The organism is Luteimonas terrae, assembly GCF_031457535.1.
Taxonomy (GTDB): domain Bacteria; phylum Pseudomonadota; class Gammaproteobacteria; order Xanthomonadales; family Xanthomonadaceae; genus Luteimonas; species Luteimonas terrae_A.
Genome location: NZ_JAVDWO010000008.1, coordinates 161562 through 183622, shown reverse-complemented (window position 1 = coordinate 183622; position 22061 = coordinate 161562). Strand labels below are relative to the sequence as shown.

General features: G+C 69.3%; 21 protein-coding genes. 13 read left to right on the top strand and 8 right to left on the bottom strand.

Annotated features, from left to right (window positions below; translation table 11 throughout):
* The first annotated feature begins 260 nt into the window (after nt 1-260).
* Entirely contained in the window at nt 261-3620 is a 3360-nt protein-coding gene (locus J2W68_RS11335) for a S8 family serine peptidase (protein ID WP_310235898.1), read from the top strand.
* Between the two features lie 197 nt (nt 3621-3817).
* On the opposite strand, the gene hemB is transcribed toward J2W68_RS11335, so the two are convergent.
* The 3 genes from hemB to J2W68_RS11320 form a co-directional block, all read right to left on the bottom strand.
* Nucleotides 3818-4807, bottom strand: a complete 990-nt coding sequence (gene hemB / locus J2W68_RS11330; protein ID WP_310235896.1) for a porphobilinogen synthase — start codon at nt 4805-4807, stop codon at nt 3818-3820.
* Nucleotides 4808-4996: 189 nt separating this feature from the next.
* Nucleotides 4997-6028, bottom strand: coding sequence for a pteridine-dependent deoxygenase (locus tag J2W68_RS11325; RefSeq protein ID WP_310235894.1), 1032 nt, complete (start codon nt 6026-6028; stop codon nt 4997-4999).
* Nucleotides 6025-7401 carry an NAD(P)/FAD-dependent oxidoreductase gene (locus J2W68_RS11320; RefSeq protein ID WP_310235891.1) on the bottom strand — a complete coding sequence of 459 codons (1377 nt, stop codon included), beginning with the start codon at nt 7399-7401 and terminating at the stop codon, nt 6025-6027. Before J2W68_RS11320 ends, J2W68_RS11325 begins: the two co-directional genes overlap by 4 nt.
* 124 nt (nt 7402-7525) lie before the next feature.
* Here J2W68_RS11320 and J2W68_RS11315 point away from each other — a divergent pair, with 124 nt between their 5' ends.
* The 8 genes from J2W68_RS11315 to J2W68_RS11280 all read left to right on the top strand — a co-directional run bounded on the left by J2W68_RS11315 (nt 7526) and on the right by J2W68_RS11280 (nt 14132).
* Nucleotides 7526-7795, top strand: coding sequence for a phosphopantetheine-binding protein (locus J2W68_RS11315; protein ID WP_159680767.1), 270 nt, complete (start codon nt 7526-7528; stop codon nt 7793-7795).
* Nucleotides 7792-8478 (top strand): ketosynthase, encoded by a 687-nt coding sequence (locus J2W68_RS11310; protein WP_430539715.1) that lies wholly within the window; start codon nt 7792-7794, stop codon nt 8476-8478. The genes J2W68_RS11315 and J2W68_RS11310 overlap by 4 nt, the downstream gene beginning before the upstream one ends.
* A 64-nt stretch (nt 8479-8542) precedes the next feature.
* Entirely contained in the window at nt 8543-9313 is a 771-nt protein-coding gene (locus J2W68_RS11305; protein ID WP_310235888.1) for a lysophospholipid acyltransferase family protein, read from the top strand.
* Between the two features lie 3 nt (nt 9314-9316).
* Nucleotides 9317-9631 (top strand): hypothetical protein, encoded by a 315-nt coding sequence (locus J2W68_RS11300; RefSeq protein ID WP_310235886.1) that lies wholly within the window; start codon nt 9317-9319, stop codon nt 9629-9631.
* A complete protein-coding gene (locus J2W68_RS11295; protein WP_310235883.1) occupies nt 9628-10623 on the top strand; it encodes an acyltransferase in 996 nt (331 codons plus the stop codon). The genes J2W68_RS11300 and J2W68_RS11295 overlap by 4 nt, the downstream gene beginning before the upstream one ends.
* Nucleotides 10526-11257 carry a LolA-related protein gene (locus tag J2W68_RS11290; RefSeq protein ID WP_310235881.1) on the top strand — a complete coding sequence of 244 codons (732 nt, stop codon included), beginning with the start codon at nt 10526-10528 and terminating at the stop codon, nt 11255-11257. Before J2W68_RS11295 ends, J2W68_RS11290 begins: the two co-directional genes overlap by 98 nt.
* Nucleotides 11254-13659, top strand: a complete 2406-nt coding sequence (locus J2W68_RS11285; RefSeq protein ID WP_310235879.1) for an MMPL family transporter — start codon at nt 11254-11256, stop codon at nt 13657-13659. The genes J2W68_RS11290 and J2W68_RS11285 overlap by 4 nt, the downstream gene beginning before the upstream one ends.
* Nucleotides 13656-14132 (top strand): phosphotransferase, encoded by a 477-nt coding sequence (locus tag J2W68_RS11280; protein WP_310235876.1) that lies wholly within the window; start codon nt 13656-13658, stop codon nt 14130-14132. The genes J2W68_RS11285 and J2W68_RS11280 overlap by 4 nt, the downstream gene beginning before the upstream one ends.
* Here J2W68_RS11280 and J2W68_RS11275 read toward each other — a convergent pair.
* Entirely contained in the window at nt 14095-14610 is a 516-nt protein-coding gene (locus J2W68_RS11275; protein WP_310235873.1) for a GNAT family N-acetyltransferase, read from the bottom strand. The genes J2W68_RS11280 and J2W68_RS11275 overlap by 38 nt on opposite strands.
* Before the next feature lie 121 nt (nt 14611-14731).
* Here J2W68_RS11275 and fabG point away from each other — a divergent pair, with 121 nt between their 5' ends.
* The 3 genes from fabG (at nt 14732) to J2W68_RS11260 (ending at nt 16618) form a co-directional block, all read left to right on the top strand.
* The gene (fabG, locus tag J2W68_RS11270; RefSeq protein WP_310235870.1) at nt 14732-15478 is read left to right on the top strand and encodes a 3-oxoacyl-ACP reductase FabG; all 747 of its coding nucleotides are present in this window, start codon (nt 14732-14734) and stop codon (nt 15476-15478) included.
* A gap of 33 nt (nt 15479-15511) precedes the next feature.
* The gene (locus J2W68_RS11265; RefSeq protein ID WP_310235867.1) at nt 15512-16006 is read left to right on the top strand and encodes a hypothetical protein; all 495 of its coding nucleotides are present in this window, start codon (nt 15512-15514) and stop codon (nt 16004-16006) included.
* A gap of 129 nt (nt 16007-16135) precedes the next feature.
* Nucleotides 16136-16618 (top strand): hypothetical protein, encoded by a 483-nt coding sequence (locus J2W68_RS11260; protein WP_310235865.1) that lies wholly within the window; start codon nt 16136-16138, stop codon nt 16616-16618.
* A 70-nt stretch (nt 16619-16688) separates the two neighbouring features.
* Here the strand turns inward: J2W68_RS11260 and J2W68_RS11255 are convergent, their stop codons facing one another.
* Genes J2W68_RS11255 through J2W68_RS11240 form a run of 4 tightly spaced genes read right to left on the bottom strand, consistent with a single transcriptional unit; the run spans nt 16689 to nt 21172 of the window.
* Entirely contained in the window at nt 16689-18344 is a 1656-nt protein-coding gene (locus tag J2W68_RS11255) for an NAD(P)/FAD-dependent oxidoreductase (protein WP_310235864.1), read from the bottom strand.
* Complete coding sequence (locus tag J2W68_RS11250) at nt 18344-19171, bottom strand: glycosyltransferase family 2 protein (protein WP_310235861.1); 828 nt, start codon at nt 19169-19171, stop codon at nt 18344-18346. The genes J2W68_RS11255 and J2W68_RS11250 overlap by 1 nt, the downstream gene beginning before the upstream one ends.
* On the bottom strand, nt 19164-19976 hold the full coding sequence (locus J2W68_RS11245) for a beta-ketoacyl synthase chain length factor (protein ID WP_310235859.1): 813 nt from the start codon (nt 19974-19976) through the stop codon (nt 19164-19166). Before J2W68_RS11245 ends, J2W68_RS11250 begins: the two co-directional genes overlap by 8 nt.
* Nucleotides 19973-21172, bottom strand: coding sequence for a beta-ketoacyl-[acyl-carrier-protein] synthase family protein (locus J2W68_RS11240; RefSeq protein WP_310236012.1), 1200 nt, complete (start codon nt 21170-21172; stop codon nt 19973-19975). Before J2W68_RS11240 ends, J2W68_RS11245 begins: the two co-directional genes overlap by 4 nt.
* A 131-nt stretch (nt 21173-21303) precedes the next feature.
* Between J2W68_RS11240 and J2W68_RS11235 the strand changes: the two genes are divergently transcribed.
* Entirely contained in the window at nt 21304-22008 is a 705-nt protein-coding gene (locus tag J2W68_RS11235) for a YdcF family protein (protein WP_310235857.1), read from the top strand.
* The last annotated feature ends 53 nt before the right edge of the window (nt 22009-22061 follow it).

Genomic DNA, 22061 nt, shown 5'->3' with positions numbered 1-22061 from the left:
CTGAATGCGGCGCGCCGGGCTGGCGTCGGCGCAGTCTAGCTGCGCCGCGCGACGCCAGCGTCGCAGCACGGCACCTCAGGCGCAGGAATTTGGCGCGGGCATGCCCTGCTGCGTCAGAAAGTCGTATACAACGTCACATGCTGATGGGTGGTCTGGCAGGGGGGCTCGCCCGCCATCGGAGGGAAGGATGTCGATGCAGTCGGCAGTTGGGCGGCATCGTCGTTCCAGGTCTGGCAGGTCCATCACGAGGGGATACATCCATGTCACGCATTCGAAAGGTCGGAGTGGCTTCGGCTCTGCTCGGCCTCGCCGTCGTCGCGGTCGCAAGTACCGCGCTCCCGTCCCGCGTTCCCGCTATCGGGAACGCGGTCGATTCCGCCAAGGCCAGCGTCGGTTCGCTGTTCGGCGCCTCCGCCGCTGATGCCTCAGTTGCGACCGCAGCCGGGGGACGCGTCTCCACGCCTGCGGCGCCGGCGCTGTCCTCCGGCACGCCCGAGCGCTACATCGTGGTGTTCGAGGAGCCTGCCCTGGCCGGCTACAAGGGCGGGATCCCGGGTCTCGCCGCGCCCGCGCGGCGCACGGATGCACGCGGCAAGTCACGCCTCGACGTCAAGAGTGCGAGCGCGCGCAATTACGTCGGTTATCTGCAGGGTCGCCAGTCCGATCTCGTCGGCGCGATGGCGCTGCGCGTCGGCCGGCCGATCGATGTCGAATACCGCATGCAGCACGCGCTCAACGGCGTGGTGGTCGAGCTGACGACGGCCGAAGCCACGCGCATCGCGCAGTTGCCCGACGTGCAACTGGTCGAGGCGTATCGCGAGTACGTGCTCGACACCGACACCGGTCCGAAGCTGATCGGTTCCGAGGCCGTCTGGGACGGCACCTGGTCGGGCGCGACCGGCCAGTTCCAGGGCGAGGGCATCGTCTACGGCATCCTCGATTCGGGCATCAACTTCGGCGCGCCGTCGTTCACCGCGGTCGATCCGATCGACGGCTATCAGCACATCAATCCACTGGGCGCGGGCACCTATCTCGGCACCTGCCGTACGGGTGAGGTCGACGCCGGTCGTTGCAACGACAAGCTGATCGGCGGCTACAACTTCGTCTGTGGCGCGCCGGGCAACACCTGCGGCCAGCCCAACGTCCGCGAGGAGCCCGGCTTCGGCGACACCAACGGACACGGCAGCCACGTGGCCTCGACGGTCGCCGGCAACCACCGCGACGTGCTGTTCCGCGGCAATACGCGCCGGATCTCCGGTGTCGCGCCGCGCGGCAACATCGTCGCTTACGACATCTGTTACACCAACACCGCGACCGGCCAGGGCCTGTGCCCGAACAGCTCGGCCGTCGCAGCCGTCAACCAGGCCATTGCCGACGGCATCATCGATGTACTGAACTACTCGGTCGGTGGCGGCGCGCAGCCGTGGACCGAGGCCGTGTCGCTGGCGTTCCTCAATGCGACCGACGCGGGCATCTTCGTGGCGTCGTCGGCCGGCAACAGCGGTCCGGGCCCGAACACCATGGGGCACCTGGAGCCGTGGGTGTCGTCAACGGCAGCATCGCAGCACGGTCGCGGGTCGTTCGCGCTCGCGCTCGACGTGACCGGCCCGGGCAACGTGCCCGAGTCGCTGCGTCCGGTGCTGGTGGAAGAAGGCTCGGGCGGCGTCGCGTTCAACGCGACGATTCCCGGCACCACCGCTCTGCGTGTCAGCAGCGGTATCGACGGCCCGAACGACGGTTGTGTGGCGTACCCGGCCAACACCTTCCAGGGTGCGATCGCCGTGGTCCGCCGCGGCACCTGCCCGTTCTCGGACAAGGCGATCAACGCGGCGAACGCGGGCGCAGTTGCGGTCGTCATCGCCAACAACGCTGCCGGCGCCATCATTCCGTCGGTGCCTGGTGCAACGGTCCCGGTGTTCGGCATGCCCCAGGCCGATGCCAACGTGCTGCGTGATTTCGTGGCCGCCAATCCGGCTGCGACCGCCGGCGTGCAGTACCCGCCGCTGGTGTTGCCGAACGTCGCCGATGCACTCGGTGCCTTCAGCTCGCGCGGTCCGGCAGGCTCGTTCGATCTGGTCAAGCCCGACGTCACCGCGCCCGGCGTCAGCATCCTCGCCGTTATCGCGGGCACCACGATCACCGGCTTCGAAAACGCGGTCGATCTGTACAACGGCACCTCGATGGCATCGCCGCACCAGGCGGGCGCTGCAGGCCTGATCCGTCAGGCGCGTCCCACCTGGACGGTGCCCGAGATCAAATCCGCACTCGCGATGACCGCCAAGACCGAAGTGTTCAAGGAAGACCAGGTCACCCTGGGCACCCCGTTCGACAAGGGCAGTGGTCGCATCCAGGTCGACCGTGCGATCAATGCCGGTCTGGTGATGCACGAAACGAAGGCGAACTACCTTGCGGCCGACCCGGCGCTGGGCGGTGATGTGTCCGCCCTCAACCAGCCGAGCATGGCGAGCCGCAACTGCTACACCAGCTGCAGCTTCGTGCGTACGTTCCGCAATCCGCACGGCAGCGCATCGAGCTGGCGCGTGAGCTTCACGGGCGTCAACGCCACGGCTGTGCCTTCAATGTTGAAGGTGCCGGCGGGCGGCAGCGCCTCGGTCCGCATCACGGTCAATACCCGCGGCATGGCCGCCAACGGCAGCTTCAACTTCGGCGAGATGCGATTGGAGTCGAGCGGTCCGATCCTGGGCGTGCAGCGCACACCGCTGACGCTGCCGATCGCGATCGCGATCCAGGCGCCGGTGGTCAAGCTGCCCGATGCGATCACGCTGGCACTCGCGGCAGGCCGCAGCGGGACGGCGGTCGGCTCGGTCGGCAACACCGGTGGCTCGCCGCTGGCTTACACCGTGGCCAACACCGGCAGCGGTGCGTTGAAGGTCGACGAGCGTCTGCGCGGCGCGATCGGCAACGGCTTCCGCAGCGTGCACCGCACCGACGCGGGTACGCCGCTCGCCCAGTTCGCGGCAGACGACTTCGTGCTGCAGTCAGAGACCCGCATCACCGCGCTGTTCAACGAAGGCTTCGCGGTGGGTGGCACCTCGACGAGCACAAGCCTCGGCTGGGCGATCTATCCGGACGTCAACGGTCTGCCGGCAGGCAACCCGATCACGGCGCCAGGCGCGGCCGCGTGGCAGTACACCAGTGCCCTCAACGGTGCCGGCGTCAGCGTGTCGGGGACCAACTACGGCCTGAACCTGGCCGCGGCCGGTCAGAACGTGGTGCTGCCGGCTGGACGTTACTGGCTGGTGACCTACGCACGTGGTCCGTATGCAACCGGCTGGGCGTGGTTCGCAACGGCAGCGGGCGACAGCCGCTTCATGACCCTGTCCGCCACCAATGCCACCACTGCCACTGCCTGGACGCCGAACAATTCGTTCGGTGGCCTGTCCCTGCGCATCCTGGGTGAAGTGACCTGCGGTGCGCCGTGGCTTGGTGCAGTGACGCCTGCGTCGGGCACGGTGCAGGCGGGCGCGAGCCAGGCCAACCGTCTGGCGGTGAGCGCGGCCGGTCTGGGCGCGGGTCGCCACGTCGGCCACCTGTGCGTGACCAGCAACGATCCCGCAACGCCGAAGGCGGCCGCGCCGGTGGTGCTGACGGTCAACTGATCCCTTGCTTCAAGTCGTACGGAAACGCCCGGGCTTGCCCGGGCGTTTTCTTTGATGGGCGGAGGCGAAACGGCGATGGCCGCGATGCGCCTTGCCTCGTCGATGGGAACCGTCGCGGTATCCGGTGTGCCTCAAGCAGAACGCCCGGCAGGTGCCGGGCGTTGCCGTCGAACACGAACGCGGCGTCGCCGCCGTCCTTAGCCCTCGCGCAGCCAGCGTGCGGCGTCGAGTGCGAAATAGGTCAGCACGCCGTCCGCGCCGGCGCGTTTGAAGCCGAGCAGGGCTTCGAGCGCACATTTGCGCTCGTCCAGCCAGCCGTTGGCGGCGGCGGCTTTCAACATCGCGTACTCGCCACTGACCTGGTAGGCGAACACCGGCACGCCGAACTCGTCCTTGGCGCGGCGCACGACGTCGAGGTAGGGCATGCCAGGCTTGACCATGACCATGTCCGCGCCTTCATCGAGATCCTGCGCGATCTCGCGCATCGCCTCGTCCGAGTTGCCCGGGTCCATCTGGTAGGTCGACTTGTCGGCCTTGCCGAGCGCGCCGGACGAGCCCACCGCGTCGCGGAACGGACCGTAGAACGCGCTGGCGTACTTGGCGGCGTAGGCGAGGATGCGCGTGTGCACCTGGCCGTCGGCTTCGAGCGCGTCGCGGATCGCCCCAATGCGCCCATCCATCATGTCGCTGGGCGCGACCACGTCGGCGCCGGCGCGTGCGTGGCTCAGCGCCTGCTGCACGAGGGCATCGACGGTGATGTCGTTGACGACATAGCCACTGGCGTCGGTGATGCCGTCCTGGCCGTGCGAGGTATAGGGATCGAGCGCGACGTCGGTGATCACGCCGAGCTCCGGGAAGCGCGACTTCAGCGCCCGGATCGCACGCTGGCACAGGCCGTCGTCATCCCACGCGGCCACTGCGTCGAGCGACTTGGCCTCCGGTGCGGTGACCGGAAACAGCGCGAGTGCGGGAATCCGCAGTGCGCTCGCGGTTTCGGCGACGCGCAGAAGTTCGTCAATCGACAGGCGCTCGACGCCTGGCATCGACGGAATCGCGACGCGGCCGTCGGCCTCGTGCACGAACACCGGATAGATCAGATCGTCGGCGGTCAGCGTGGATTCGCGCATCAGCCGGCGCGAGAAGTCGTCGCGGCGCATCCGCCGCATGCGGGTATCGAGTCGGGTCATGGCGCGGATTCTACGCGTGCGCCTCTGGGACGGCCTGCGACGCCGCGTCGCAGGCGGGAATGGGCGTCATTGTAGGAGCGACCTTGGTCGCGAACGCGATACAGCGTCGGCATCGAACACATCGATCAGCCAGCGCCTTTCCCGAGTATCGCGCGCAAGCGCGCTCCCACATGGAGCGCAACGCAGCTTTCAGCCGGCGTCGTGGACGCCGTCGATCTCCAGCGCCAGCTCGCGACGACAGATCGCCGCATGCAGCACCACGCGCGGCAGGCGATCCCCGAAGCGTGCGTCGAATGCCTCGGCCACGGCGGCCAGGTCCGCGGCATCGCGCACATAGATCTTCAGCCGCGAGCCCGGACCGAATTCTGCCGGCAGGTCGGGGCGGTGCGTGCGTGCGGACGCGATCAGCGCATCGAAATTCGCGAAGGTCTCGTCGAGCTGGGCCAGCAGTTCGCCCTCGTGCTGCGAGGCGTGGCCGACCACACTCGCCGTGCCCGAGAGCATCAGCGGGATCGCACTGCCGGCCGGCGGCAGCATCGCGCGGGCAAAGCTCGGCGCCTGCGGGCCGTACTGGCGCGGATACTGGTAGGCGCTGACCTGGCGCGGATTCTCGACCGGAATGCCCGGCAGACGCGCGGCCAGCCAGTAGACCTGGATGGTACGTGCGTCGTCGCAACGGCCGATCGCGGTGGCGGCCGGGAGCTGGGAGGTGTCGAAGGTGCCCAGGCCGCGCGCGCGACCTACGCAGAACTGGCGATAGCGCTCGGTGTCGCCGTCGCCGTGGGTGATCGCATCGAGATAGTTCCAGATCCGCAGCAGGTGCGGAAACTCGCTCTGGCCGATGAAGCGGGTCAGCTCGCGATAGGCGTGCTCGGCGGCGAGCAGGATGCCGCTGTGATCGCCCTCGCCGGTGTGGCCTTCGGGCTCGTCGACTTCGATCGCGCCGAACATCAGGTGGCCGTCGGTGGACCACGCGATGTCGCCGTCGCGGCCGTGATGGACCGGCGCCTGACCACGCCAGACTTCCAGCGGCGCGGCGCCATAGGGCTGCAGCGGCACGCGCAGCCAGCGCGGATCGTCGAGCACCGGCGCGGCATCGCCGAAGCCGAGCACGGCGAGCACGTCGGCCTGCGCGAGCAGCTCGGCCGGCGCGGTGTCTTCCACATAGTCCACGCGCAGGCGCGGCAGCGGTTCGGGGTGCAGCGGCGCCGGTCGGCTCATGGGTTGCCCTCGTGCAGGGTGTCGCCGCGAAAGCTGGCGGCGGCCTGGCGGCGCCGGGCCAGCCAGCCGCGCAGCGCCTGCGGTGCGATCGCGACGGCGTTGATGGCGTAGATCAGCCGGAAGACGTAGAGACGCCAGCGGACGGCTGCGTTGTCGAACACGTCCCCGGCGAGCATCGAGATCACCGCCTGCTCCACCTGCAGGTCGTTGCGCGGCGCGGAGAACAGGCGCTGCATGACCGGGGTGTTGAAGCGGTGGATGAACCAGGTGAAGTGGCGCAGGCCACGTTCGAGCCGCGCCTGCATCGCGCGCTGCAAAGAGGCCTCGCGCTCCGGGGCCCGCAGCGCTGCATCGATGACCGCGGCGCCGCGGCGCGCGCTGTCCATCGCGAGGAACACACCGGACGAGAAGATCGGATCGACGAAGGTGTAAGCGTCGCCGACCAGCATCCAGCCGGGGCCGGACATGCGCGTGGCACCGTAGGAATAGTTGCCGGTCGCGTGCACGGGCGCGATGCGCTCGGCGCCTTCCATGCGCGCCCACACGGCCGCATTGCCCTGCAGGGTGCGCATCAGCAGCGCCTCGTTGTCGAGACGGCCCTTGTCGGTATTGCGTTGCCGGAGGTACTCGGGGAAGCACACCGCGCCCACGCTCATCACATCGTCGGGCAGCGGGATCAGCCAGAACCACCCCTGCGGGAAACGGGCGATGGTGATGTTGCCCGCATCCACGCCCGGGTGCCGGCGCACGCCGCGGAAATGGCTGAACAGTGCGGCCGACTGGTGGGCGCGGCTCTTGCGCTTGGTGCCGAGCTTCAACGACAGGAACGTGTCGCGGCCGCTGGCATCGATGACATAGCGCGGTCGCAAGCGCAGCCGCGCACCGTCCGGGCCATCGGCGTCGACGCGCGAAGGGCGTCCGTCGGCGCCGAAGGCCACCTCGACCACGCGCGTGCGCTCGTGCGTCTCCACGCCGCTGCGCCGCGCGTGCGCGAACAGCAGCTGGTCGAACTGGTCGCGGCGCACGTGCACGGCGTAATCGGTGCCGGGCGTGAGCGCGCGGGTAAAATGGAATACATGGCTGCGGGCCGCGTCGCCTGGCAGCGGGAAATCGGCGCCGGCCTTGTGCACGCCGATCGCACGGACCTGATCGAGCACGCCCAGCTCGGCGAGGATCGGCATGTTCATCGGCAGCAGCGATTCACCGATGTGGAACCGCGGGTGCGTGTCCTTCTCGAGCAGCACGACCGAATGGCCGGCGCGGGCGAGCAGGGTGGCCGCGGTGCTGCCGGCCGGGCCGCCGCCGATCACCACCACATCGACATCGCGGGCGGGTGCATCGGGGCTGGCGGGCGCGTGCGGCGTGGGTGTCATCCGGCTGAAATGGGCGGCGGGCAGGCGCGCATCATAACGGCAAGCCCCTGTCGCGGCCTGGAGTGCTTGCGCGCGCCGGTCCGATGCCGGATCGTGGCACCCCTGTCATTCCACGGAAGCCCCGATGTCCGCCCAAACCGAAGCCGAACGCGCGCTCGCCGACCTGCTGGTCGAGAGCCTGAACCTGGAGGACGTGCAGGCGGCCGACATCGATCCCGAGGCGCCGCTGTTCAACGCCGGCCTGGGTCTGGATTCGATCGACGCCCTGGAACTCGCCCTGGCCGTCAGCAAGCGCTACGGCTTCCAGCTGCGTTCGGACAACGACGAGAACCGGCAGATCTTCGCCTCGCTGCGCGCGCTGTCTGCGCACATCGAGCAGCACCGCACCACTTGATCCTGCTGCTGCAATTGCTGCTGGGGCTCGGTTACACGGCCCTGGCGCATCTGGCCAGTCGCTGGCACCACGACGGCCTCGCGCTGGGCGCGCTGGCGTTGCTGATCGCGATGGTGGTCATCGAACCGCTGCTGGCCCGTCGCCCGTGGGCGTACGTCGCCACGCCGCTGCTGGCCTGGGGCGCGTGGGCGCTGTATGCCGCCGGGCACGCGGCGTTGCCGCTGCTGCTGGTGCCGGTGGTGTTTGTGGTCGCGATCGCCTGGCTGTTCGCACGCACCCTGCGCGCAGGCTCGGTGCCGCTGATCACGCGCATCGTGCTGGGTATCGAAGGCGGCAACGGGCCCGAGGCACTCGAGCCTGATCTGCGCCGCTACACCCGCAATCTGACCGCGGCCTGGGCCGGGGTGCTGCTGCTGATGGCCGGCGCCAACCTGTTGCTCGCATTGATCGCAAGCCCGGCGGGGTTGCTGGAGAGCGTGGGTGTAGCATCGCCGCTGCCGATCACCCAGGAGCAATGGTCGCTGTGGGCGAACCTGCTCAATTACAGCGTGATCGGCGGGTTCTTCGTTGTCGAGTTCGCGTTCCGCAAGCGCCGCTTCCCGGGCCGCTACGCCGGATTTCTGGATTTCCTGCGCAAGCTCGCCGGGCTGGGTCCGGTGTTCTGGCGCGATCTGCTGCGCTGACGCGGCATTTGCTGAACGCATCCGGCGCGATGTACGGCGGTCACACGGGATATCCTATCCGCACATGGAATACCGACAGACCCGTGCCGCAAACGGGGCGGCGGCGTTCGCGGCCCTGTCCGCACGCACGCGCAACGTCCTCGAATGCCTGTACACCCTGCTATGGACGGCGGGCTGGATCAGCGTGTCGCTGGTCCGCCAGGCGCTGACGGGCCGGCCTGACCTGGCGCTGGAGATGGCGCGCACCCACTGGGCGCCGGGCCTGGTCGGGCCGGCCGGCGGATTGACGGTCGAAGGCGCGGATGCCATCGACTGGAACCGCCCCTACATGGTGGTGGCCAACCACGAATCGCTGCTCGACATCTGCGTGCTGTTCATGAGCGTCCCGGTGCCGCTGCGCTTCCTGCTGAAGGAGGAAATGCGCCGCGTGCCATTCCTCGCCGGGTATGCGCGCGCCACGGGCATGCTCTTCATCAGCCGCGAGGACCGCCGCGCCGGGCCGCTGCTGCGGCGCCAGGTCGCCGGCCTGCTGGGCGCGGGCAAGTCGCTGTGCCTGTTTCCCGAAGGCACGCGTTCGCGTGACGGCCGCATGGGCGAGTTCAAGTCGGGGTCGTTCCAGGCCGCGATCGATGCCGGCGTCGATGTGCTGCCGATCGCGCTGCACGGCACCGGCCGGGTGCTGCCGCCGACCGGATTCTTCCGCACCTGCCGGGGCCCGATGCGGGCAACGGTGGGACTGCCGATCCGCGTCGAAGGTCGCATCGGCGCTGCAGGCCGCCAAGCGGTTGCGCGCGAGGCGCAGGACGCCGTGGCCGCGATGCTCGGCAGGCGCTGACCGATGGCGTCGCATACGTTTGTCATCGACGCCGCGCATCCCTGCCTGCCGGGGCATTTCCCGGGCCAGCCGCTGGTGCCTGGCGTGGTGATCCTCGATCGCGTGGTCGCTGCGGTCGAGGCCGTGCACGGCCCGCAGGGCGCGTTGCGCCTGCCGCAGGTCAAGTTCGTGCAGCCGTTACTGCCGGGCGAACAGGCGGAGATCGTCCTCGACGACACCCGCCGTGACGGCGTGCCGCGCTGGCGTTTCCGGGTGGAACGCGACGGGGTGCTGCTCGCGAGCGGCGAGCTCGTCGGCGACGGTCCCGCGCTGGCATGAGTGCTGCGTGGAAGGCGCGCCGCGAAGGCGGCGGGCGGCTCGCGCTGCGCACGTTGCTGGTGTTCGCATCGAACTGCGGACGCGCGCCGGCGCGCGCCCTGCTGCATCCGATCGCGCTGTATTTCATGCTCCGCCGCGGGCCCGAGCGTCGCGATTCGCGGAAGTATCTGACGCGCATGTTCGGCCGGCCGGCGACACTGGGCGAAGTCGCCCGGCATTTCCGTACCTTCGCTGCGACCATCCTCGACCGGCTGTTTCTGCTCAGCGAGAACACGCGCCGGTTCGACGTGCATCCGCAGGGACTCGATGTCCTCCATCGACATCTCGACACCGGTCGCGGCGTGCTGCTGTTCGGCTCGCACCTGGGCAGCTTCGAAGTGTTGCGCGTGCTCGCCAGCCAGCGTCCCGATTACAAGATCCGGGTCGTGCTCGACCGCGCACACGGCCGGGCGATGACCGAATTGCTGGAAGCGCTGAATCCCGAAGTCGCCGCGACGGTGATCGATGCCGGCGAGAGCGGCCCGGCGGTCGCGCTGGCGATCCAGGAAGGGCTGGCGCAGGGTGCGATGGTCGCGCTGCTGGTCGATCGCAGCCAGGAGGGCGGCGTGACGATGCCGGTGCCGTTCCTGGGCGCGCCCGCGCCGTTCCCGGTCGCGCCGTGGTTGCTGGCGTCGGTGCTGAAGGTGCCGGTGATGCTGGCGTTCGGCCTGTACCGTGGTGGTAACCGCTACGACCTGGTGTTCGAACCTTTCAGCGAAGGCATCGACCTGCCACGCCGAGAACGCCAGGCCGGCGTGGCCGCGCTCATCCACCGTTACGCCGCGCGTCTGGAACATCACGCACGCAGTGCCCCCTACAACTGGTTCAACTTCTATGACTTCTGGACAGGTGCCGATGACAAGCGCGACGTCCCTGCGCCCGTGGCCGGCGCTCTGCCTGCTGCTGGCGATGCTGCTCGCACTGCCGACATGGGCGGCGGCGCAGACCGCTGATCCCGCGCCGCGCGCGAACCAGTCGCGCGACCGTGTGCCCGCGCCGGTGATCGCCACCGGCCGCACCGTGGATGCCGACTGGATCCTGCAGCGCCTGACCCAGCACGGCGCCACCGCCACGCCGTTCGTCGAACTGCGCGTCTCCTCGATGCTCAAGCGCCCGCTGCAGCTGTCGGGCGAGTACCGCCGCCCGGACGGCGACACGCTGGTGCGCGAGGTGCGCACGCCGTACGCGGAAACGACGACCATCCGCGCCGGTGAGGCGACGATCGCCCGCGAAGGCCGCAGCCCGCGTACGTTCTCGCTGTCGCGCGTGCCCGAACTCGCCGCCCTGCAGGGCAGCTTCGGCGCGCTGCTCGCCGGCGACCGCAAGGCGCTGGAATCGGTCTATGCGCTCGAAGCCGACGGCGTGCCGGCGGACTGGACGCTGACCCTGACCCCGCGCGATCCGCGCACTGCCACGCGCGTGACCGGCATCGTGCTGCGCGGCCGCGACGCCGAACTGCGCTGCATCGAGACGCGGCCGAAGCAGGGCGACGCGCAGCCGACGTTGCTCGGCAGCGCCGCCACCGCCGCGGCCACCGTGGATTCGCTCGAAGCCGCGCAGCGGCTGTGCCACGACGTTCCGCGTTGAGCGGGCGCACCGGATTCCGCGATTCGCTGCTGCAGCGTCCCGGCCTGCGGCTGACGCTGGCGGTCGCGTGGTTGCTGGCGCTGCTCGCGCTGGGCTGGATCGCCGCGGCGAAACTGGAATTCAGCGGCGACCTGCGGCGCTTCCTGCCGGATGCGCGCACGCCCGAACAGCGCCTGCTGATGGAGGAACTCGGCGACGGCCCGGGGTCGCGCCTGCTGATGCTGGCGATCTCCGGCGATACACCCGAAGTGCTCGCCGAACGTTCGCGCGACCTGCACGACGCACTGGCCAGCGATCCGCGCTATACCCTGGTCGCCAACGGCGGCGAGGCCGGGCTCGATGCGTTTCCGCAGGACCTGCTGCCCTATCGCTATCTGCTGACGTCGACGTTCGACGACGCGCCGCTCGATGCCGACACCCTGCGCGATGCGCTCGACGCGCGCCTGCAGGATCTCGGCTCGCCGGCCGCCGGTCTCGTCGAGCCGCTGATTCCATCCGATCCCACGCTCGAAGTCCTCGCGCTCGCCGAAGCCTGGCAGCCCGCCGGCGCGCCGCAGCGGCTGCACGACGTGTGGTTCGACCAGGCCGGCGCGCAGGCGCTGCTGCTGGTCGAGACACGCGCCGCGGGCTTCGATCCGACCGGTCAGCTCGATGCGGTCGGCACGATCCGCGACACCTTCTCGCAGCAGGCGGGCGCGAGCGGGGCAACGCTCGAAGTCGTCGGCCCGGGCGCGTTCTCGGTCGACATCGGCGGGCGCACCCAGGCCGAAGCGCAGCGCATCGGCCTGGTCGACACCATCGGCCTGATCCTGTTGCTGCTCATCGCCTACCGCAGCTGGAAGATGCCGCTGCTCGGCGTGCTGCCGCTCGCGAGTGCGGGCATCGCCGGGCTCACCGCGGTCGCGCTGCTGTTTCCCGGCGGCGTGCACGGCATCACGATTGCCTTCGGCTTCACCCTGATCGGCGTGGTGCAGGACTATCCGATCCACTTCTTCAGTCACCAGCGCGCCGGCCTGTCGCCGTGGAAGAACGTGCGCGGGCTGTGGCCGGCGCTGTCGACCGGCGTCGTCGCAACCTGCATCGCCTATGCGACGTTCCTGTTCTCGGGCGTCGACGGCCTGCGCCAGCTCGCGGTGTTCACGATTTTCGCGCTCGGCGTCGCCGCGCTGACCACGCGCTATCTGCTGCCGGGTCTGGTCGATCCGTCACCGCCGGACCTCGCCGAATCACCGCACCTGCAGCGGTTGTGGCACCGCATCGAAGCGCTGCCGCGGCCGAAGTGGACACTGGCGGTGCTGGCCGTTGGCGCAGTGGCGGCGATCGCTTTCAGTCCCGGCGCGTTCTGGCAGAACGATCTGTCGAAGCTGACGCCGGTCGATCCCGAGTCGATGCAGCGCGATACCGAACTGCGCGCAGAACTCGGCGCGCCCGACGTGCGCTACGTGCTGGTCGCGCAGTCTGCCGACAGCGACGCCGCGCTCGGCGCGACCGCCGCGTTGCGGCCGGCGCTCGACGCGCTGGTCGCCGCCGGCCGGCTCGATGGCTACGACATGGCCGCGCGTTATCTGCCCGGCGCCGATGCGCAACGCGCGCGTCAGGCCGCGCTGCCCGACAGTGATGCGCTGCGCGCGATGCTCGCCGATGCGTTGACGGACTCCGCGTTCAACGACGACGTGTTCGAGCCCTTCGTCGAGGACGTCGCACGCGCCAAGGCCGCTGCGCCTTTGACGCGCGCCGATCTCGAAGGCTCGCCGCTGGCGACCGCGGTGTCCGGCCTGCTGCTCGAAGGCGAGGGCCGATCGACCGCACTCGTGTCGCTCAGCGGCCTCGACGATCCGGCCGATGTCATCGCGCTCGCGTCGCAGGCGGGTGCGCCCGGCGTCGACGTACGCCTGCTCGACATGAAGGACGCGTCCGAATCGCTGGTCATCGAGTACCGCGGCCGCGTGCTCGCGGCGATGGCGGTTGCGCTGGTGCTGCTGATCGCCACGGTGTGGATCGCGCTGCGTAGTCCACGCCGGGTCTGGCGCGTACTGCTGCCGACGCTGCTGACCCTGCTGGTCGTCGTCGCGGTGCTGCGCCTGATGGGCGTCGAACTGACGTTGTTCCATCTGGTCGCGCTGATCCTCGCCGCCGGTCTCGGGCTCGACTACGCGCTGTTCTTCGAACATGCCGGCGACAGCCGCCAGGACCAGATCCGCACCCTGCACGCGATCCTCGTCTGCAGCCTGATGACGCTGCTGGTGTTCAGCCTGCTCGCGCTGTCGTCGATTCCGGTGCTGCGCGCGATCGGCAGCACGGTGGCGCTCGGCGTGGTGTTCAATTTCGTGCTGTCGCTGCTGGTCGCGCGCCAACGTGCGGCGATCGAGGCGGCACGCGCCGAACCGGAACCTCTCGTATGAGCCACGTCGATCGCGACACGATCCTCTCGATGATTCCGCACCAGGGCGCGATGTGCCTGTGGGATGCGGTCACCGCCTGGGACGACGCGCGGGTGACCCTGCGCAGCGCCGCCCATCGCGATCCGGCCAATCCGCTGCGCAGCGACGGCCAGCTGCGCGCGCTGCACCTGTGCGAATACGGCGCGCAGGCGATGGCAGTGCATGGGGGCCTGCGTGCCCGCGAGAGCGGCGCGCCGGTGCGTCCCGGCATGCTGGTCGCGCTGCGCGGCGTGCAGCTGCATACCGCGCGCATCGACGATCTCGCCGGTGATCTCGAATGTGTCGCAGAGGTGCTGGTCGAATCCGAAGACAGCCAGCAGTACGCCTTCCGGATCACATGCGACGGCGTGCTGCTCGCCGAAGGGCGCGCGGCGGTGATGTTGGGTGAGGCGCCGCTCAGGGCGGACGCGTCAACGTCATCGGCTGGTAGATGAGTCCGGCGGACTCGGCAGTCGCGCCAGCGCGCTCGAAGCCGTATCGCAGATAGGCCGGTACCGAGGGCAAGGAGGCGCTGACAGTGACCGGGTCGGTGCGGGCATGCCTGAGTGCCGCTTCGATCAGGCGGTGACCGATCCCGGCACGCTGTGCATGCGGACTGACGAACAGCATGGCGATGTGCCGCCCCTGCTTGAGCTCGATCATGCCGACGACTGTCGCATCCGTTTCGAACACAAGCATTCGATTGTCGTCCTGCATGCGCGCGGCAAACGCCGGGGCGCTGGCGATCGCTGCGAATGTCGCAACGCCCTCGGCTTTCAGCGTGGGTGCGATCGACTGCGAGAAGGCGTCGAGGCAGAGCGCGCTAACGGCTTCAATGTCGGCAAGGGCGAGCGGGCGGATCGACACTTGAGGCTCCTGCGTTGATGACCTCCGCATCGAGGCCGGCCGCAGCACGATCGCGCGCCGCCGCATGCCTGTCTACCGCCCAGCTCTGCTTCGATCGCAGACGCCCGGCAGGTGAATCCGACGGCGCGTCGGGATCCATCGGCGCGCAACCCTGCGGCGGTTCTAGGCCGCCCGCTACAATCGCGGCATGACCAGCACAGCACCCAGCACACCCTTACGCCGCGCGCTCGTCACCGGTGGCAGCGGCGATATCGGCGGCGCGATCTGTCGCCGTCTCGCAGCCGACGGCCTGCATGTGATCGTCCACGCCAACGGCAACCTCGTGCGTGCCGAAGCCGTGGTCGCCGACATCGTGGGCAATGGCGGCAACGCCGAGGCGGTGGCGTTCGATGTCGCCGACGGTGCGGTCACGCGCCGCGCGCTCGACGGGCTGCTCGAGGCTGGGCCGATCCAGGTCATCGTCAACAACGCCGGCATCCACGACGATGCACCGATGGCCGGCATGTCGGAGGCGCAGTGGAAGCGCGTCATCGACGTGTCGCTGCACGGCTTCTTCCACGTGACCCAGCCGCTGCTGCTGCCGATGGCGCGCAAACGCTGGGGCCGCATCGTCAGCGTGTCGTCGGTGGCTGCCGTGACCGGCAACCGCGGCCAGACCAATTACGCCGCGGCGAAGGCGGCGCTGCATGGCGCCTCGAAATCGCTGGCGCGCGAGATGGCCAGTCGCGGCATCAGCGTCAACGTGGTGGCGCCCGGTGTGATCGCCGGCAGCATGGCCGACGACGCCTTCCCGGACGAGATGATCAAGCAGATCGTGCCGGCTGCGCGCGCGGGCACGCCGGATGAGGTGGCGGCCCTGGTCGCGTTCCTGTGTTCGGAGCCTGCCGGCTACATCAACGGCCAGGTCATCGGCATCAATGGCGGCATGGGCTGACCACCGCCTCATCTCGAGAGAAGGAGTTTTTCGATGCGGATATTCGCGCTGACTTGCCTGCTCGCGGCAGGTTGCACGCTCACCAGCGATGCGCTGGCCGCCGACAAGATCCGGCTGCAGGTGCCGGTCACCGTCGTCGAAGGCGCCGACATCGATGCCGAGATCCTCGACACCTGCGATGTCGCCGGCAACTTCAACACCGCGCTGATCCGCGAACTGCGCAAGGTCGCCGAGCCGGCGCAGGCGCCGCTGGCCGACATGCACGGCCGCGTGCTCAAGGTGGAGATCGTTGATGCGATCTGGGGCGGCAACTGGTTCATCGAGCACACCCAGACGCTGCGCGTGCGCGGCGCGCTGTACGAGGACGGCACGCGTGTCGCTGGTTTCAACGGCGTCATGCAGGGCCGCGGCGGCGGACTGACCAGCGGCTGCTTCCAGATGAATTCGAACTTCCGTGCCCTGACCTGGCACATCAAGCGCTGGCTGCGGAATCCGGTCGACGGCGCGCGGATCGGGCAGGGCGGCTGATGTCGGCCCGGCCCGGATCCGCGCTGACCTGAACGTCTGGCGGGTTCCAGTGGCTCCGGCTTCAGTGCCATGAATCCCGATTCACGCCGACAGTCGCATGATCGCTGCACCCGCCACGAGGATTCACCGATGCGCGTTTCCCGTCTGCTTCCGTTGTTGCTCGGCGTCGGCCTGCTTGCCGGCTGCGCCAGTTCCCATGTCCTGACCGGTACCCCCCGCGCGCCGATCGATCCGGCGCAGGTGCGCATCTACCACGGCCCGCCGCCGGGCCAGTACGAAGAGATTGCGATCCTGAACACCAGCAGCGGCGCGCTGACCTACGGCGAGCAGAACAAGGTCGACTCGGTGCTGCAGAAGCTGCGCAACGAGGCCGCGAAACTCGGTGCCAACGGGGTCCTGTTCCAGGGCACCGCCGACGGTTACCGCAGCGGTGGCGTCAGTGTCGGCGGTGGCGTGGGACGCGGCGGCGGACGCTCGTTCTCGTCGGCCGGCGTCGGCGTCGACATCAGCCCGCAGCAGAAGTACGCCAGCGGCGTTGCGATCTGGGTGGCGAATCCGCCGCCGGCCGATGCGCCGCAGACCCCACCGGTGCTGCCGGGCTCAACCGAGTAATCCCGCGGGTCCGCGCTGCAGGCTGACCACACGCAGCGCGGACCCGCGCGGCGTGGTGCCACCCGGCAAGTCACGCCGCGTCGGCGTACCAGGTGTCCGACAGTGAAGTGAACTTGCCAGTGTCGGCGCTGGCCAGCAGCGCGCCCAGCCCCATGTCGTCGATCTCCGGGTGCGCTGTGCGCGCATGCTGCAGGATCTCCGCGGCCAGCCACTGCATCCGCGCGATGTTCTCGCCGATCCGGGCGACCAGCGCATCGTCGTCGAGCGGATCGTTGAGCGCACCGTTCATCTCGCGGAACCAGTCGATACCCGACTGGTCGAGCATCCGCGCGTCGGGAACCGCGGCCTCCAGGTTGCGGCGTCCCCAGTCGCGCAGCAGCCGCTGCATGGCGAGGTTGAGCCCGCCGGCCGTGGCGAACGCCGGGCGCAGGCGACCCAGGACCGTCATGCTGGTCAGGCGGTCGGCGAAGAACAGCGGCGCCAGCAGCGACCAGTAGTAGGTGTAGTCCCAGATCACCTTGATCGGCATGACCTGCTCGTCGCCGAACAGCGGGTACTGGTCCTGATAGAGAGTGAGCGTGTTCTCGTAGAACGAGACGTAGAGTTGCTGATACAGCGCGACATACGCGCGGAAATCGGTGCCCGCGCGGTCCTTGCCGATCAGGTCGCAGATGTAGGTGTTGGAGATCGCGATGAAGTCGGTGCCCGGCGAATAGAACGGGTCGAGGAACAGGCCCGCCTCACCGGTCAGCGCCCAGCGCTCGCGCGAGAACACCTGTTTGCAGCCGTAGGAGAAGTGCCGCAGGAACAGGAAGTCCTGCAGCGTGTGCTCGCTGCGGTCGAGCGTGGCAGCGACCTGTGGCTGGTGCGTGCGCAGCCAGTCCATCGCCTTGGCATGGGTGTTCATCGTCTCGAGCGGATGCATCTTCGCGTCGCAGACAATGCCCAGCGAGTGCGCACCCGAGGCCAGTGGAATCAGCCAGAACCAGTAACCCGGCCCGCACATGTGGTTGGTCGAACGCCAGCGGTCGGGTGGATCGCAGCGCTGCAGCCAGCCGGCGTCCTGCGACCAGACGTTGGGATCGACGATGCCGTCCACCCGCCACCACACTGCGTTGGCATCGTGGTCGTTGGGCTGCGCCAGATCGAGCTTGCGCTTGAGCAGGCCGGCGCGCCCGCTGGCATCGACGAGCCAGCGGCTGCGCAGGGTGTGCGTCGCGCCGTTGCGTTCGAACGCGACGAGATGGTCGCCGTCGGTGTCGCCGGCCATCGTCAGCTCGCGCACCACGGCGGCATCCTCGAACCGCACGCCGGCCGCGCGTGCGCGCTCACCGAGGAAGTTCTCGAAGCGGCCGCGGTCGATCTGCCAGGACGGCGTCGGCAACAGCTGGCTGACGCCGAGCTCGGTGCACTGGTCGATGTCCGAACGCCGGTCGGAAAAGAAGAAGCGGAAGCCGAACTTGCGGATCTGTTCGGCTTCCAAATGCGCTTCCAGGCCCAGCACCTTGGCGAGGTAGTGCGCACCGATCTCGACCGTGGACTCGCCGACCTTGTGCGCGGCTTCGCGCACCGGATGCGCGCGCCGCTCGATGACGGTGACCGCGCACGTGGGATCGCGCTGGCGCAGCTGCAGTGCGAGCGTGAGCCCGGCGAGTCCGCCGCCGAGAATCGCGACATCGGTGTGTGGACTGCTGTCGGACGAATGGACGCGGACCTGGTCGGACATCATCGGGCACCTTGCATGGGTTCGTCAGCGAGCATGGCATCGTGCGCGGCGCCGGGGTCGAAGATCACCGGCGGATGGGCGCGGGTGTCGCGCCAGGTGCGCAGCAGGTCGCCGTGCGCGAGCACCTGCCGCAGCACGTGCAGGGTGATCAGTTTCAGATCACGGTAGAGCCGGAAGTGGCTCTTGCGGAACTGTTCGTCGGAGTCCGCGCAGTGGTAACGCGTTTCCACCGGTACCGACACCACGCCACAGCCGAGCCGGCGCGCGGCGCTGATCAGGATCTGCGCCTCGAACACGAAGCCTTCGCCCGGCACGTCTCCGAGCGCGAGCACCGGGGCCGGGTACAGCCGCTGTCCGCTTTGCGTATCGACCATGCGGAAGCCGCAACCCCAGGCGATACCCCAATCACCGAAATCGTTGCCGATCCGCCGGTACCAGGGCTGGGTGCCGCGCTTCTTCAGCCGGGCGCCGTTGACGATGCAGTCCGGGTAACGGTTCGCCGCTTCGATCATGCGCGGAATGTCGCTCGCCCGGTGCTGACCATCGCCGTCCATCGTGACCACCCCAGCGAAGCCGCGTCGCCGCGCTTCGGCAAAGCCGTCGCGCAGCGCTTGGCCCTTGCCCATGCGCCGTGGGTGGCGCAGCAGGGTCACGGGCAGGGCGGCGACGATGTCGGGCGTCGCATCGTCTGAACCATCGTCGACGACGATCACGTGTTCGCAGTACGCCAGTGCTTCGCCGATCACTTCCTCGATGCGCAAGGCTTCGTTGAGTGCCGGGATCACCACCGCGACATTGCCGCGGTGCAGGTGCGGATGCTCAGCCATCTGTCGGCTCCGGCTGCGGCGCGTGCGCGATCTCCAGCGCCAGCGACCGGTGCGGGCCGGCGCGCAGCAATGCGCGTACTCCGCCGCTGGCGAGCGCGTCGAACAGCGGCAACATCTGCGCCATCGCGTTGTGTTGCGCGTGCGTGCCGAGCGGCCCGGGCGATTCGAGATCGGCGCCGTCGCGCAGGCTCGCACTGATCCGCGGACCATCGCCATCGCGCACCAGCACCAGGGCGGCGCCGAGCAGGCCCTCGCTGTGGGTCACGGTGCCGAGCAGGCCGGCGGACGCGGTGTCGTAGGCGACCAGCAGCACCGCGGGACTGCCGGTGGCCAGCTGCATCATCGCTTCCATCAGGCCCTGGGCGAACGTCGCGTCGTAGGCACTGAGCGCGGTCGTCGCTTCGGTGCAGTTGGCACCGATGGTCCAGTAGCCGGCCGCGGCGTTGTGGACGGAGTTGTGGAACTTCGTCGGCGAAATCGCGGTGGGATCGGCCGCCAGCGTGTCGCACATGTAATCAGTGATGCCCAGATCGCCGTGCGTCGAAGCAAACACCGACGGCAGCGTTTCCGGCGCGATGCCGGCATCCCGGCAGGCGGCCATCGCGACCTCGAGTGCGACCGCGACCGAGCCCGGCGCGCGACGGCGCTCGTTCGGCGCCAGCAATTGCGGCGACGGCCGCGCCGGTGCGGATTCGGGTCGCGTGCCCTCGCGCGCGAACGCCCGTGCGGCGTCCCAGTCGGGCAGTCCATCGGTCCAGAAGCCGATGCCGGCGATCGTCGCGGTCAGCGCGCTCGACGTGCTCATGCCGCCACCTTTCCGAACACCAGCGAGCAGTTGTTGCCGCCGAAGCCGAAGGAATTGTTCATCGCGAAGCGGATGTCTGCCTCGGCGTTGTCGAAGCGGATCTGCGGGCCGCAGGCGGGATCGCGCACGGCGCTGTCGAGGATGCCCGGCAACAGGCCGTTCTCCAGCGCGAGCAGGGCGAACACCGACTCGACGATGCCGGCCGCGCCCAGCGTGTGACCGGTCCAGCCCTTGGTCGAGCTGGCGTGCAGCGTGGCCGGGAACAGCGCATCGACCGCGCGCGCCTCGACCGAGTCGTTGGCCGGCGTCGAGGTGCCATGCAGATTGAGATAGCCGACATCGGCCGACGCGATGCCGGCGCGATCGAGCGCACCGCGCATCACCAGCGTCGCGCCGAGACCTTCGGGATGCGGCGCCGACATGTGGTGTGCATCGCTAGATTCGCCGTAACCGCACAGCTGAAGACCGGAATCGCCGGTGGCAGCACGCTCGAGCACCGCAAATCCGCCGGCCTCCCCCAGCGACAGACCGTCGCGCGTGGCGTCGAACGGGCGGCAGCGTTCGGTCGACACCAGCCCCAGGGCGTTGAAGCCGAACAGCACGCTGCCGCATAGCGTGTCGACGCCGCCAACCAGGGCCGCATCGACCAGGCCCGCCTCGATCATCCGCGCCGCCTGCGCAAACACCTTCGCGCTCGACGAGCAGGCGGTGGCGACGGTGATGCACGGCCCGCGCAGGCCGGTGGCGTGCTGCAGGAAATCGCCCAGCGAATGCGGGGTGTGCACGATCGGCCGCGCCAGATCGTCGGGGAACCGACGCACGCCATCGTCGCCGGTTTCTGCGCGCGCATAGGCCTCCTCGCTCGCGCCGATGCTCGAAGTCGAGGTGCCAACGACCAGCGCAACGCGGTCCGCGCCATGTTTGGCGACCATCGTGTCGAGCGCGGTGCGCACGCCGTCCTGCTGCAGCGCCAGCCACGCAAGACGGTTGTTGCGGCATTCCCAGCGCGACAGCGCGGACGGCAGCGGTGCGTCTTCCACGCCCTCGACGCGGCCGATCCAGGTTGGCAGCGGGGTCGGGCCGAAATCGTTGCGACGCAGTCCGCCACGTCGTTCGCGCAACGCCGCGGCCTGGGCGGCATTGCCGCGCCCGAGCGCAGTGGTCGCGGTGAACGCACGGATGGCGAGTGCCGGCATCGGCGGCAGGGACAGCGGTTCAGGCACGCAACGGATCCGGGGGACAATCAGGCGGCCGAGTATAGCCACAGCATCGTGAGGCTAGACTCCGGGTCAGCCCCAGTTTCCGAGTGTCCGCAAAGCCGCGTCCGATGGCCCGTACCCGCCTGTTGCACCACCTCAAACGCCTGGCCGACCGCGATGCGCTGCACACGCTCGGGGTCGCTGCGGCGGTGTGCGTGCTGAGTTTCGGACTGGTCTACGTAGGGTATCTGGTGCACGTGCTGCGGGTGGCGCGCAACGCGCCCTGCGTGCCGGTCAACGGCGAGTGCGTTCTGGTGTTCGGCAAGCACTCGCCGCAGGGCCGGCTGGATGCGGATTTCCAGGCCCGGCTGTCGCGCGCGGCGACGTTATGGACCTCACATGCGCCGGGCAGCGTGCTGCTGCTCGGCGGCGGGCCGGCGGGCAGGCCGACCGAAGCCGCGCTGGCCCGCGATGCGCTGCACGCACTCGGTGTGCCCGAAGACGCCCCGCTGGTGCTCGAAGACGCGTCGCGCGACACCCTGCAGAACCTGCGCAATGCACGCAGTCTGCTGGCGGCCGTGGTTGTCGATCCTGACGCGCCGACGCGCCGGGTCACCCTGCTCAGCAGCCGCTATCACCTCGCACGCTGCGCGCTGTTCGCACGCGGCCTCGGCTTGCACTGGGAGCTGTGCGCGGCCGAGCCGGCGCTGTCCTGGCGCCCCATCACCCTGTGGCGCATTGCCGGCGAGGCGGCCTATGTCTGCTGGCTGGATATCGGCGTGCGCTGGGCGCGTCTGATCGGGCACCGACGGCTAATCGAGCGGATCAGTTGAGATTCCCGGCACACGTGCGCCCCGCGCGCGCCGTGTAGGCTGGTCCTGTCTTC